Origin of the sequence: Bacillus sp. NH11B (genome assembly GCF_001884205.1) — a bacterium.
Taxonomy (GTDB): domain Bacteria; phylum Bacillota; class Bacilli; order Bacillales; family Bacillaceae_G; genus Bacillus_A; species Bacillus_A proteolyticus.
Window position 1 is genome coordinate 67,104 of sequence record NZ_MAOG01000010.1, and the last position, 14,018, is coordinate 81,121.

Annotated in this window: 11 protein-coding genes and 1 pseudogene; all 12 read right to left on the minus strand. The window is 32.9% G+C overall.

What is annotated here, in order from left to right:
* Positions 1-24: 24 nt before the first annotated feature.
* Complete coding sequence (gene murJ, locus BAU27_RS00605; protein ID WP_071769852.1) at positions 25-1,572, minus strand: murein biosynthesis integral membrane protein MurJ; 1,548 nt, start codon at positions 1,570-1,572, stop codon at positions 25-27.
* A 13-nt stretch (positions 1,573-1,585) separates the two neighbouring features.
* On the minus strand, positions 1,586-2,653 hold the full coding sequence (locus BAU27_RS00610; RefSeq protein WP_071769853.1) for a glycosyltransferase family 4 protein: 1,068 nt from the start codon (positions 2,651-2,653) through the stop codon (positions 1,586-1,588).
* 38 nt (positions 2,654-2,691) lie between these two features.
* Positions 2,692-3,153 (minus strand): serine O-acetyltransferase, encoded by a 462-nt coding sequence (locus BAU27_RS00615; RefSeq protein WP_071769854.1) that lies wholly within the window; start codon positions 3,151-3,153, stop codon positions 2,692-2,694.
* Positions 3,154-3,224: 71 nt separating this feature from the next.
* Positions 3,225-4,595, minus strand: a complete 1,371-nt coding sequence (locus tag BAU27_RS00620) for an O-antigen ligase family protein (RefSeq protein ID WP_071769855.1) — start codon at positions 4,593-4,595, stop codon at positions 3,225-3,227.
* 22 nt (positions 4,596-4,617) lie between these two features.
* Positions 4,618-5,856, minus strand: coding sequence for a UDP-N-acetyl-D-mannosamine dehydrogenase (wecC, locus tag BAU27_RS00625; protein ID WP_071769856.1), 1,239 nt, complete (start codon positions 5,854-5,856; stop codon positions 4,618-4,620).
* Between the two features lie 30 nt (positions 5,857-5,886).
* On the minus strand, positions 5,887-6,573 hold the full coding sequence (locus tag BAU27_RS00630) for a sugar transferase (RefSeq protein ID WP_071769857.1): 687 nt from the start codon (positions 6,571-6,573) through the stop codon (positions 5,887-5,889).
* Positions 6,574-6,591: 18 nt separating this feature from the next.
* A pseudogene (gene galU / locus BAU27_RS00635) lies at positions 6,592-7,473 on the minus strand (UTP--glucose-1-phosphate uridylyltransferase GalU).
* 243 nt (positions 7,474-7,716) lie between these two features.
* Positions 7,717-8,484, minus strand: a complete 768-nt coding sequence (locus tag BAU27_RS00640; protein WP_071769858.1) for a tyrosine-protein phosphatase — start codon at positions 8,482-8,484, stop codon at positions 7,717-7,719.
* Positions 8,485-8,567: 83 nt separating this feature from the next.
* Positions 8,568-9,257 (minus strand): CpsD/CapB family tyrosine-protein kinase, encoded by a 690-nt coding sequence (locus tag BAU27_RS00645; protein ID WP_071769859.1) that lies wholly within the window; start codon positions 9,255-9,257, stop codon positions 8,568-8,570.
* Complete coding sequence (locus BAU27_RS00650) at positions 9,247-9,984, minus strand: YveK family protein (protein WP_002184593.1); 738 nt, start codon at positions 9,982-9,984, stop codon at positions 9,247-9,249. The genes BAU27_RS00645 and BAU27_RS00650 overlap by 11 nt, the downstream gene beginning before the upstream one ends.
* Before the next feature lie 599 nt (positions 9,985-10,583).
* Complete coding sequence (gene fabZ, locus BAU27_RS00655) at positions 10,584-11,018, minus strand: 3-hydroxyacyl-ACP dehydratase FabZ (RefSeq protein ID WP_002184592.1); 435 nt, start codon at positions 11,016-11,018, stop codon at positions 10,584-10,586.
* A 1,195-nt stretch (positions 11,019-12,213) separates the two neighbouring features.
* A complete protein-coding gene (locus tag BAU27_RS00660; protein ID WP_071769860.1) occupies positions 12,214-14,016 on the minus strand; it encodes an ABC transporter ATP-binding protein in 1,803 nt (600 codons plus the stop codon).
* Positions 14,017-14,018: the final 2 nt, after the last annotated feature.

The following is a 14,018-nucleotide window of genomic DNA, read 5'->3' on the forward strand; positions in this document are numbered from 1 at the left end:
AATCTCTATAAGTACATAGACGATTTACCTTGTACGACTAATTGAGTTTCTTAGTCCTTTAGAATCCAATACTTTAAATACAATTGATAAAATCAAAAATACAATAATCCCTATAACGCTAGCACACCCTATAGAAAATATTTGGACCGTAATATTTGATGAATTCAAAGAATCCCAAATCCATTGATACGTTAGCTTTGAACAAAAATATATAGGTATACTAATTACTAATATTAATGAAAAATACTTAGGAATTCCTTGTAAAGTTACACTCTTTTCTTTCAAATATCTCATTTGCAGGATGGTAACAGCCATTACACTTAAAGAGGTCGCTAACGCTATTCCACTTAACGACAAATACTTAACAAAAATCACTTTAAGTACAATGTTTATTATTACACCTAATATTGAAATAAACATAGGTGTTTTGGTATCTGCCAATGAATAAAACGATCTATTAAAAATTTCTCTAAATGTAATAAATATCATTGCAGGGCTATAAAACAATAAAACTTTTGCTGTTTCTAAAGTGGCTTCATGTGTAAATTTACCTCGCTCAAACAAAACACTAATTATAGGCTCTTTTAGAGCTATTATTAGTATTGTAATAGGTACTACCACTAAACTTGTCATCTTCACAGCATTTTGCAATGTATTGGCAAACTCTTCTTTTTTATTTCGAGCTGCTAATTCAGATAAAGTAGGAAAAACTACTGTTGCAATCGCCAATCCAATAACATGAGTCACCAAAACATTTAATTTTGAAGCATAATTTAAGATTGATAAAGCACCTGAGGCAATTAAACTGGCTAATATACTATCAATTATTAAATTTACTTGCAGTACGGAGGATCCTATAAAAACTGGTATTACCCTTTTAAACATATTTTTCATTCTACGTTCACTAAAAGAAATAACTACACTATATTTGTATCCTACTTTTCTCAAAAATGGTAACAACGAAAAAATAGATATAATATAACCAATTGTTATTGTATAAACAATACCATATTTCCCTAACTTATCATGCCAAAAACATAGAAATATTATCAAAGTGAGATTTGTATAAATACTTACACTTGCAGCTGCTCTAAAACTTTTATAACAATTTAAAACACCTACTAATATACTTTGAATACCTATTAAAATTAAAGTAAAGGACATGATCTTTACAGAGTTAATAGCCACATTAAGTTCGGTTATTGAATAATTAGTTATAAACCCTGGTGCTAATAATCCAATAATTTGTCTTGCAAATACAAAACATAAAAAACTTATGCATATTAAAAATAGAAAGCATATATTCAATGTGTTACTTATAAATTTATTTTGTTCGTCACTTGAGTCCTTCACAATTAATTCAGATAATATAGGACTAAATGTAGTGCTTACTGCTCCTCCTACAGAGATGAATATAAGGGTTACAATAGATACTAAAAATACATATAAATCGCTGGAAAAAGAAGGGCCATATTTATATGCAAATAGGGTATCTACACCCAATCCTGAAACCTTACTTAATAAAGTAAAAACAACTACAATGATGGTACTTTTAAAAAATGTATTTTTCATAAAATCCTCTTCCTTAGGAATCCGAAGTTAATACTGAATACATACTCAATATTTCATCTCCTATTACATTTAAACTAAATGATTTATCAACTTTATAGTTCGCATTTTTACCAAACGTTTTTCTAATATCTTTGTCTGCTAGTAAAATAGTAATACATTTTACTAATCCCTCTTTATCACCTGGTTTAATAATAAATCCACTAGAATTATTATCAATTTGTTCTGGGATTCCACCGATATCAGTAGAAATAACCGGTAAACCAGCGGCCATAGCTTCTAAAATTGATACAGGTAACCCCTCATTATAAGAAGGTAAAATAAATACCGACGAATGCTCTAACAATTGAACTTTTTGGTTATAATTAATCCATCCATGTATAAAAATTGAATTATTTATATTTAAGTCTTCAATTTTTCTTTTTAAAGTTGATAAATCACCATCACCTGCAATATGCAATTTTACATTAGGGAATTCTTTTATTAAGTACGGCATTATATCTACCAAGTCGTATATTCCTTTTCTCGTCCCAACCCTACCCATAAACAGAATATCCTGACTATCCAAGTCTGACAAATTAAATTTTTGATTATCAATGGCGTTGTATATAACTTTGACATTCTTATTATTAGTAATACTTTCTATATCCTGTTTCCATTTTTGCGATAATGTTATTATTACATCTACTTGATCCAATATTTCCCGAATCTGATTTTTGACAGTTTCATTACTCTCCTGATAAAAAACCATAAACTCCGCACCATGTATATGTAAAATAATCTTTTTCTTAAATAATTTACCCAGTTTAACAAAGATTCTTTTGCGGAAAAAACTTCCTCTAGAAGCAGTATGAATATGAAGAATTTTCACCTGTTGATGAAAAATTAATATAAATAAACATTGAACTATACCTTTTAAAAAGGCTGCAATTTTTTTAAATTTACTTCCATCATTGTATGAAGACACTAAAAAAGCTCTTTCTTGCATATCCTGTAATTCTAGCAAAGATTTAATTACAGAAGAAATCCCTCCCCTATTGAACGGGGAAGGACCAATCATAATAATATCTTTTTTATTATTCATTAATATAAAATCTCCTTTTTTGTTAGAAGGTTCTTTCTTTATTGATCCATATTCTTTAAGTTACAATACTCGAATATATTAACATTACTTTTTATAACTACAGCAGGATTCCCTGCAACAATCGTATTATTAGGGACAGATTTAATTACAACTGAATTAGCACCAACTATTACATTACTTCCAATTGTAACATTCCCTAACACTTTAGATCCTGTACCTAGATATACATTATCTCCAATTATCGGTAATTCAGGATTATTGGACTTCCCTCCTATAGTTACTTGAGGGCCTATTAAAACATTTTTCCCTATTATTGCTTTCGGATGAATAACTACTCCTATACCACCATATCCGCATTTAGAATGCATCCCGATTTTTGTCTCGCTAGGAATAATAGAATTAAACAGAAAAAAAATCACCCCTTTGACAATTTTAGGTATTACAGGAACTTTTTTTCTATAAAAATAATTTCCAACTCTATATAAATTTATAGCATTCATTCTATCACTCTCTTATTCTTCATTGTATAAAGTACACATCTTTGTATAAAAAAGAAAATATACTTATCAATCTATTTTTTACTAAATTGTATTTCCTTTAACATATAAACCAAAGCAATTAAAAATATCCACCGAGGACCAGCTGAATATTGCGTATTAGAAATTGTCATAATTACTGTTACATGAGCCAATACTGGAATTGCGAAAAATAAAGTATATTTATAGTTTCCCGTCTTAAATAGTAACTGATTGATTCTTATAATAAAAGCTAGCAATAGTACTAAACCTATTAAACCATTGGATAAAAAGGTATCTAAGTAATCATTGTGGGTATAATCTTCTAAACCAAAGATTGAATATTTATAAACAAAATACCTTGAATTACTTATACCATATCCTAGAATATTTTGAATCCATGACCCTTCAGTACTAATCCCCTCTATAATACTGTACCAAATACCCAACCTTCCGCCCCCAAAAGTATCGGAGCTTGAAGTATCCAGAAAATCAACGGTTCTTCCAATTACTACATCACCAGCAAAGGTTAGTACTCCACAGAGTACTATAAGTCCAATAAATAGCGTTTTTATTAATGGAATCAACGTTTTCCTTCTATAGGAATAATAGAATGCTTGTAACAATATTGTGCTAACTAGTGCTAAAATTACAGTTCTTGTTAACGTGGAACATATTCCTATTACTATACAGATGCTTGTTATTAAATATATCCTATTTTTGGAACTAACATACTTATATACAGACATTACATATAAAGGAAATAGTGATATCGCACTTGCAACTGGTCCACCAAAACCGCCGCTAGGTCTATATACACCACCATAATATTCACTCACTATACTAAAACCTAAAACAGTTGTTATACCAAATTTCTCATACAAAATTAGCTCCACACCTGTCAATATTCCAGAGAGGGCTCCACAAACAACTAAAATTTTACATAACATATCATTATTTTTTTTACTTGTAACTGTAGTCGCAAAATAGTAAAAAAGTAACCATCCTACAAATAATCTTAAATAAGACACGATAGCATCATCTATATATCTACTATAAAAAATCCCTATAAAGCTCCAAATCACCATAAAAAGGTACAGTATTGTTAAGCTCAATAAATGGTTATCACTTTTACCCCTTAAAACTACAGCCATACTTAGCGTCAGTAACAAAAAAACAGGGAACAATTGGGATAGGGGGTATCCTCCAATGCTAATTGCTGCTAAAAACCCCTGAAAAATACTCCACATCCCCATTACTATAACCATTACTTTTAGAGGATTCTTTATACCTAAAATAAGTGGGTACATTAAAAATGAAAAGATTAAAGCACCCCATGGTAATAAACTACTTGTGATTCCAATCAAACAGCATATAGCTATAAGAGAAAAAATTAATTTTCTATTATACAAAGTTGTAGAATTCATGCAATAAGTCCACCTATTCTGATTACAGTATACCTCTAGTATCCACTACTACCTTTTCTTTTAGTAACTCCTGTCCAATATCTTGAAAACCTTCATGATCAACTAATAGTAAAACAATATCTGCCTCATCAATTGCCTGCTCTGTGGATACAAGAATAACATTTTCTGTATTTAACAATTGCGGTAATTCTTTAATATGCGGTTCAGAAATTCTTAAAGAACCTATCTTCATTTCCACTAAACTTCTTACAATTTCAATAGCTGGACTTTCTCGTAAGTCATCAATATTAGCTTTAAAAGATAACCCTAAGCAAGCAATCACAGGATTTTTAAATCGATCTGCCTTCTCTTTGACTTTTTCTACAATATACATTGGTTTGTAATCATTAACGTTTCGGGCTGTATGAATTAATTTCGACTCCTCTGGCGCAGCATCTACAATAAACCATGGATCCACTGCGATACAATGACCTCCTACACCAGGCCCCGGCTGTAAAATATTCACACGTGGGTGACGATTTGCTAAGCGAATTAATTCCCAAACATTGATATTTAATTTGTCACAAATTAATGATAGTTCATTTGCAAAGGCAATATTTACATCACGGAATGAATTCTCCGTTAATTTTGCCATCTCCGCTGTTCTTGCATTTGTATCCAAAATTTGCCCTTTTACAAATTGCTTATAAAATCCCACCGTACGTTTTGTAGATTCCTTATCCAATCCACCAATAATTCGATCATTTTCTACCAACTCTTTTAAAATATGCCCTGGTAATACACGTTCTGGACAATGCGACACATAAATCCTACCCTTTTCACTATGCATTTCCTCGGAAGTTGTTAAATCTGATCGTTCTTCTAAAATCCATTCTGCAACCTTTTCAGTTGTACCAATTGGACTTGTAGATTCAAGAATAATAATATCCCCATTTTTTATAACAGGAGCAATTGTTTTCGCAGCAGCCTCTACATATGATAAATCTGGTTTATGTCCATCTTTAAATGGCGTTGGCACTGCCAAAATGAAAATATCTGCTTCTTCAGGCTGTAATGATGCCTTTAATTTCCCACTTTGCACCGCTGCTTTTACTAAAATGTCCAGATCTGGTTCATAAATATGTACTTTCCCACTATTAATCATTTCAACTGCGTTTTCATTTACATCAACACCATGTACTTGAAATCCTTTTGTGGCTAGTAAACTAGCAGTAGGTAAACCAATATAACCAAGTCCCATTACACAAATCTTTTTATCCATTTCTTTCAACCTCTTCCCGTGAATTAACTACTAAGATGCTCCATTAGATTTAATCATAATTTGAATTGTTTTAAATATAATTTTCAAATCATAGAGTACGCTTCGTTTATTTATATATTCTAAATCTAGTTCGACCATTTCTTTGAATCCAACACTATTTCTCTCCGTTACTTGCCAAAGCCCCGCACATCCTGGAGTAACAAGTAAACGCTGCTTATCATACGCTGTATATTCCGTTACTTCCCTTGGAAGTGGTGGGCGTGGTCCAACTAAACTCATTTCACCTTTTAGTACATTCAGTAACTGTGGTAATTCATCAATACTTGTTTTTCGAATAAGTTTCCCGATTCTTGTAACTCGAGGGTCCTCTTTCATTTTAAACATTGCACCAGATACTTCATTATGTTTTAATAAGTCCTTTAACTTCTCTTCTGCATCTGTAACCATCGAGCGAAACTTGTACATATAAAATTCTTTTCCATCTTTTCCAATACGAATTTGTTTAAATAACACAGGTCCTTTTGGATCCTCATATTTAATTAAAACTGCTACAATCAAAAAAACAGGAGATAATAAAATTAGTCCACATAACGCTCCCGTAACATCAATACAACGTTTAGCTACTAAATATCCTTTACGCGCATTTACTTTTTCCCAATCAAGTTCTATATTATTTTCCTTTTTTAGATCCCCGCTTGATACCTTTACCAAGGTCAACGCTCTCCCACCTCACTTTTATACATGTACATTTTCTTTCTTTACAAGTCCATTCATATACTTCATCAATTCTTCTTTTAACTCTTCCTGCTGTAACGCCATCTCAATCGTCGTCTTAATAAACCCAAACTTCTCTCCAACATCGTAACGCGTCCCTTCAAAATCATAAGCAAACACTCGTTGAATTTCATTTAATCGTTGAATCGCATCTGTTAATTGAACCTCTCCACCAGCACCTGTTTGTTGATTTTCCAGGAACATAAAAATCTCTGGTGTTAATACGTAACGTCCCATAATCGCTAAATTAGACGGTGCTGTTCCTTGAACCGGCTTTTCAACAAATTGACGCACTTGATAACGACGATCATTTTGTCCAATTGGATCAATGATACCGTAACGATGTGTCTCATTTTCTGGTACTGTTTGTACTCCAATAATAGATGATTGTGTTCCTTCATATTGATCCATTAATTGTCGTAAACACGGTGTTTCCGCTTGTACAATGTCATCACCAAGTAATACCGCAAATGGTTCATTCCCAATAAATTTACGTGCACACCATACCGCGTGACCAAGCCCTTTGGGTTCTTTTTGTCTTATGTAATGAATATTAATCTTTGAAGATGCTTATACTTTTTCAAGCATTTCATACTTCCCTTTTTCTAAAAGATTTTGTTCTAATTCAAAAGAATGATCGAAGTGATCTTCAATTGCACGTTTTCCTTTTCCAGTTACAATAATAATATCTTCAATGCCAGATTCAATTGCTTCTTCTATAATGTACTGAATCGTTGGCTTATCAACGATAGGTAACATTTCCTTTGGCATCGCTTTTGTCGCTGGTAAAAACCTTGTCCCCAGTCCAGCAGCTGGAATAATCGCTTTTCTTACTTTCTTCAAACTTATTACCCCCAAGAGTATTATTTTTTCCATATGTAGATATAACAAAAACTCTACTTATGGAGTCATATTTATAACTCCATAAGTAGAGTTTCTATCATAAATAAATTATGGGCATCTAACCCTACCTCACATCATGCTTTTGACAACAAACGCGTCTAAGGTAGAAATTTACTCTACCCACAGCATAGCCGAGTGTCTCCATTGATATTGGTTAGGAGGCATCACCAAGTTGTTCTCTCTTTAAAAGAGACCGAATATTTTTTTTCGTCTTATTTTCTCGGGTTCTTCTCGATAAATCATTTTTCCACTTATTAGTTCATATGTATTTTCCTTGAAGTAGCACAATGTAGGACTCCCAAATATTTTCCCTACTGTTTCATACGCAGCTTGCAAGTGAAAGGAGCGCGTTGTTGTGTTATGAGCATCTGATGATATGACATGTGTTAAATGATGCTCAATAAGTTGCAATGAAAACTTATTGATTTTCTTTCCGAACTTCCCTGTCACGCTTCCTGCGGTAATTTGTGTTAGTGCCCCTTGATTGACGAACTTATACAACACATCGGGGCGTTCAATAATTTCCATATTCCGTTCTGGATGAACAATAACCGGCGTGATCCCTTTCACACGTAATTCATATAACATTTTTTCTGCATAGCGCGGGACATGGTTTGCTGGAAATTCAATTAATATATATTTATCGGTACGATTCAGTGTAACAATACGTCCCAAATCATAGTCCTCTAATAACTCTCCGTACAACCTGATTTCTTGACCAGGTAAAATGGTTAAATTGATATCTTCTTCTTTTAATCTTTCATTTAACTGCTTTACCTGATGAAGAATGCTTTCTGCTAGATTCATATAAACCCCATTTTGGTGATGAGGAGTAGCAACGATTGTATGAATTCCTTCTTCGCATGCTGCCTTTGCCATTGCAACGCTGTCTTCGATTGATTGTGCTCCATCATCGACATTAGGCAAGATATGACAATGTAAATCAATCATTCTATTTCATCCCCTCTCCACATATTTTTCACATACTGAATATAAGAAGAAAAGATGAATGTTCACCTTTCCTTCTTTTGCATTTAGTTAGAACCGTAATAGTAATATTCGGATCCATTTTGTTCTTTATCGTTTAAGACAACGCCAAGTAATGTACCTTTTGCGCTATCTAATGATTGTTTTGCTTTAAGTGCCGCCTCTTTTTCTGTTGCACCACTTCGAATAACAAGTACAGAAGCATCACATTGATTTGCCATAATTTGTGCATCTGTAACTGGTAAGATTGGTGATGTGTCAAAAATGACAAGGTCATACGTGCCATAAGCTTCTGAAAGTAAATCTTTCATCGAGCTTGCACCCAGTAATTCCGCTGGATTTGGCGGGATTGGACCACATGGTAAAAATGTTAAATTACCGATTTTCGTTTGTGTCACACATGTTTCTAGTGTTTTACTACGTGTTAATACGTTTGTTAAGCCAAATATATTATCCACCTGCATCATTTGATGTAATGCTGGTCTACGTAAGTCTGCATCGATAAGTAATACTTTCTTACCTTGTTGTGCGAAAACAATTGCAATATTAGCAGCCGTTGTTGTCTTTCCTTCACCTTGATTCGCAGATGTTACGATAAGAGAACGAATCTTCTTATCAACAGATGCAAATTCAATATTTGTTCGTATATTTCGGTATTGCTCTGACACAGATGATTTTGGTTGTTCATATGCAATCAGCTGACGGCGAGTACGTAATATTTTTTTCTTAAGAACCAATTGTATGACCCCCTACTCTCTTCGTTGCTGATAAACTACCGCTCTTTGTGCCATCTTCCTCCATATGAGAAACGACGCCAAGAACTGGTACACCAAGTTGTTTTTCAATATCTTCTTCTTTTTTCATCGTGTTATCTAAGTACTCTAGTAAGAATGCAATTCCAACAGAAGCCATTAATCCAACAACAAATGCAATTGCTACGTTCAGCATCTTATTTGGTTTAATTGGTGACTGTCCTTCTGTTACTTCTGCTTTTGATAAGATTGTTACGTTATCAACACTCATGATTTTTGCAATTTCACTCTTGAATACTTCCGCTGTTGTGTTTGCGATATCACGAGCTAGCTTTGCATCTTTATCTTGTACAGTAACAGCGATCACTTGTGAATCTTTCTCGTTTGCGACGTTAATTTTGCTATTTAAAGCCCCAGTTGACATGTTAAGCTTTAACTTTTCTTTCACTTGATCTAAAATAACTGGGCTTTTCACAATAACTTTATATGTATTTGTTAATTGAAGACTTGTTTGTACTTCACCAGGTTGAAAAACACCTTCTTGCTTCTTTTGATTAACAAGAATTTGCGTCGAAGTCTGATAAATTGGCGTTATAAAGTAGAAACTTACGATCGCGCTTACAAGTGCTGCACCAATCGTAATTACTAGGATCATAACTAATCGTTTTCTTAAAATAGCAAATAACTCTTTCAAACTTATTGTTTCTTCCATGCCTTCCTCCAGCTTTCAATAATTTGTTATAAAAACTTCTGAAAATAAATAAATTGTCAGGTTTTAGGATGACCACAAAAATCTGGTATCTAGTCCTAAAGTTGTTTAGTTATAAATAACTATTTAACATATTACATAACTTACATTAGTATAGCAAGAATGGTTGAGAAAATTGTTGGAGAAATTGACAAATACTATACTACTGAATCTGACGAATTTCGACACAGTTTTTAATGTATAGATTTTCATTTGCTATATACTGTCGATATATGGGGATTATTAGTATTAATAGTGAATATACCATTGATTGATCTGTGTATTTATACTATCTTATTTATAAAAATCTTACCATTTTTGATTTCTATTTTGTTTTTTCTTAATATTTTGATATATTTTTCAGACTTTAGTTGATAAACTTTTTTTCGAAAGTCCCCAATTTTTTTAATCAAACGTTTGTTTAAAAGTAAGAGAACTTACCTATCGACAAATCCTCTTACCTTTCGTCCATTTCTTCATAATTCGCTTCAATAACAATAAAAAAGATGAATGACCATACTCTCTTCATTCATCTTCCAACGTAAAGTTATGTTAACAAATCTTTATTCTTTCTTATCACCAATTGCAAATGTGATTTCAGCTTCACAAGCGATTTCACCATTTACAGTTGCTACTGCTTTTCCTTTTCCAATCGGTCCACGGACACGTGTCATTTCGACTTCTAGGCGAAGTTGATCACCTGGGCGAACTTGACGTTTGAAGCGGCAGTTATCAATACCAGCAAAGAATGCAAGGCGACCGCGATTTTCTTCCTTCTTCAGTACCGCAACAGCACCCACCTGCGCTAATGCTTCTACAATTAGAACACCTGGCATCACAGGATAATCTGGAAAGTGTCCATTAAAGTATTCCTCATTTGCCGTTACATTTTTAATCCCAACCGCACGCTTTCCTTCTTCTACTTCTAAAATTTGATCGACTAGTAGAAATGGATAACGATGTGGAATAATTTCTTTAATCTGTTGAATATCTAGCATATCATTCTCTCCTTATATACCAAATTGGTCATACCACCAACGCACTGTCCTTATTATCCCATTCTCCATTGTTTTTGTCACGAAAAACAAGAAATGCTTTCTACCCAAAATATCTATTAGGACTATTCATACAAAAAAGATACACCCTTTTCCCTTCGCTAATCGGCATAACAAAATAATAGCAATTAACACGGAGGTTGGAAAAAGGTGTATATCAAAGTTAGGGAGAGGAAATATACATTATTTCCCTCGTATGTCGTATTCATAGCTCATTATAAAGGACAAAAATAAGAAAGAAAAATTTAATATTTACTCCTTTTTACCATTATCCCCTTAATTTTCTACAAATTTCTACAAATTTCTTCATTTTTCTTATATTATCTTAAATAATATATCCAGAAATTAAGATTCGTAATACAGAACACTATACTTTATAAAAAAATAAATCTTCGTGGATTAGCCTTTAATAAAAACCCTATAAAATATCATCACAAAAGATACATTTATATTTCACATAAATATCCAATATTACATATGAATTCTTTTAAATCTATTTAACAATACATACGAATAAAGTATAACTAATAAGAAATTGTTGCTTTTCCTTGTTTATCTATTAAATAAGGCATTCCGGAGTATTTGAGAGAAAAACTCAAATGAAATAAAAAGAAATACTTATATAATATTCTTCACTATCTCTCTTTCATCTCCTCAAATCGTTTCCCTTCTTAATTACTTATATAAAATTAGTAGCAATTCAAAATACCAACAATTCATTAGGCACTACCTCTCATTAATCACTGACCATAAAAATGTCTACAAGGTGCTTCAAAATATATTATCACAACTACACTAATAAACCTTTATATACAAAAAGCAGCGAGACCTCTAGTCCTAAAGACAAGGGGTCTCGCTGCTTTTTGTTATATGGTATAAATAAAATCAGGTTCCATGTTAAATTATAACACGGATATTTACACATGTGTATAGATGGTATATTAATAAGCCACAAAAAATATTTCTAATTTTTTTACTGGTCACACAATTAAATTAAGCTCATATTTCCATAAAAAGACCAGTACACAAATACCAATTATCCCCCGAACCATAAATAATCAAATTGTGTTACCGGCCCGAAAGAAATAAAGGCAGTGTATTCCTTAAATTTATAAAAAATAATTGTGACTAGTCATATTTAAATGTTTACCTTAGCCTGTTGTCCAAGTAGACTACTAAATAAACCACTTTCATCTTTTGCCAGTTGTGCGAAACTACCGTGTTGAATAATTTGACCTTGATCCATTACAATTACTTGGTCAGCTTTACGTATAGTAGATAGTCTATGTGCAATGACAATAATTGTCATTCTTCCTTTCAATCTTTCCAATGCTTCTTGTATTTTCGCTTCATTTTCAGCATCTAACGCACTTGTTGCCTCATCCAATACTAAAATAGAAGGCTTTCGAAGTATCGCTCTAGCCAGAACTAGACGCTGTCGTTCTCCTCCTGAAAGCTTGACTCCCCTATCGCCAATCATTGTATCCAATCCTTGCGAGAGCCTGCTAACAAACTCAGCGGAAGCAGAAAATTCCAAAGCTTCCCAAAGCTGCTCCTCACTTGCATTTGGTTCAACCATTCTCAAATTGTCTCTTATACTGGCATTGAATAGAAATGGATCTTGAGGAACATAGCTAATAGATTTCCTCAATGATAATAGGTCCTTACTTGTCAATGGTTTGTTATCTATTAATAACTGACCGCTCTCCGGCTGCATAAGTCCCATTATGATATCAATTAATGTACTCTTTCCAGCACCGGAACGCCCTGAGATAGCTGTCATACAATTTGCAGGAATACACAAATTAATATCTTTAAGTGAGTACACAGCATTTTCTTTATTGTAGCGGAAAGAGATATTTTGACACTCAATAGATTGTTCTATCTGCATAGGATTTATACAATCATAATCCTGCTCTATATCTTGCAATTCTATACTTTTCTTACACTCTTCCTGTAATTGCAACAAATCTTTAAAAGCGGGAAGATTCGCTGCAATTTGTTCCATGTTTGATTGTATACCTGCAAATCGTGGCCACAAACGAGAAAATATAAGAATAATTAATAATAATTGCTCTGTTTTCGTCTGAAACAGCTGAACAGATAGAAAGATAAGAATAGCAATGAAAACAGCTGATGCAATTTTATAAAAGAGTTGAGAATTATTTCTCACCTTAATATATGCAAACTGTTCACGTTCCACATCTTCTACCCAATTACGTAACCACATATAACGAGATCGTTCTAGTGTATTGCTCTTAATATCCTTAATTCCATTAAAATGATCAGTTATACCTGAAAGATACGCTTTTGAATTCTCTGAGGTTCGACCACCTAATCTTTTTGATTTTTTAATAAATCTTCGTGAAAGAAAGGCAAGTACCACAGCGCAACATAGTACAAAAATTGTTATATCTGCCGCTAACCAAAAAGCGAAACCAATCTGTATAAATGTAAACATTAAAGAAGTGAGCAACTGTAAAAATAAATTAGTGCCTGCGCTAACACGCCCTAATTCCGTTGTCAAAGAATTGATAAGATCTGATTTTCTCTTTTTCACAAAAAAACTCCAGTTGGCCTGCAACAATCCACGATAAGTTTCCAATCTCAAATGATTAATAAAACGTATCTGGATTTTCGCATTACGAACTGTTATATTCCTTTGCAAAAGCGCTTGTCCCACGACCAATATAATATATATTCCTAATACAATTGGTAATCCTAAAGTAGTTGGAATCTCACCTAGGAATCCAAGAACCCCTGAAAGAGGACTTGTCTGTTCATTCATCTTCGCAATACCGCTAATACTTATCATAGGAATTAATAATAAAATGCCGATTCCTTCTACAAGACTGACCAATACCATTCCCATGAGATTAACAATGAGAATGTTTCCAGTAAAAGAGTATAACCGCTTTGTAAAATATAAAATATTTCTCATTT

Excerpts from the sequence above, each read along its gene's own strand:
- BAU27_RS00610 (WP_071769853.1), bottom strand. The coding sequence starts at position 2,653 with ATGAATAATAAAAAAGATATTATTATGATTGGTCCTTCCCCGTTCAAT.
- BAU27_RS00650 (WP_002184593.1), bottom strand. The coding sequence starts at position 9,984 with ATGGAAGAAACAATAAGTTTGAAAGAGTTATTTGCTATTTTAAGAAAA.
- murJ (WP_071769852.1), bottom strand. The coding sequence starts at position 1,572 with ATGAAAAATACATTTTTTAAAAGTACCATCATTGTAGTTGTTTTTACT.
- fabZ (WP_002184592.1), bottom strand. The coding sequence starts at position 11,018 with ATGCTAGATATTCAACAGATTAAAGAAATTATTCCACATCGTTATCCA.
- BAU27_RS00620 (WP_071769855.1), bottom strand. The coding sequence starts at position 4,595 with ATGAATTCTACAACTTTGTATAATAGAAAATTAATTTTTTCTCTTATA.
- BAU27_RS00660 (WP_071769860.1), bottom strand. The coding sequence starts at position 14,016 with ATGAGAAATATTTTATATTTTACAAAGCGGTTATACTCTTTTACTGGA.
- wecC (WP_071769856.1), bottom strand. The coding sequence starts at position 5,856 with ATGGATAAAAAGATTTGTGTAATGGGACTTGGTTATATTGGTTTACCT.
- BAU27_RS00615 (WP_071769854.1), bottom strand. The coding sequence starts at position 3,153 with ATGAATGCTATAAATTTATATAGAGTTGGAAATTATTTTTATAGAAAA.
- BAU27_RS00640 (WP_071769858.1), bottom strand. The coding sequence starts at position 8,484 with ATGATTGATTTACATTGTCATATCTTGCCTAATGTCGATGATGGAGCA.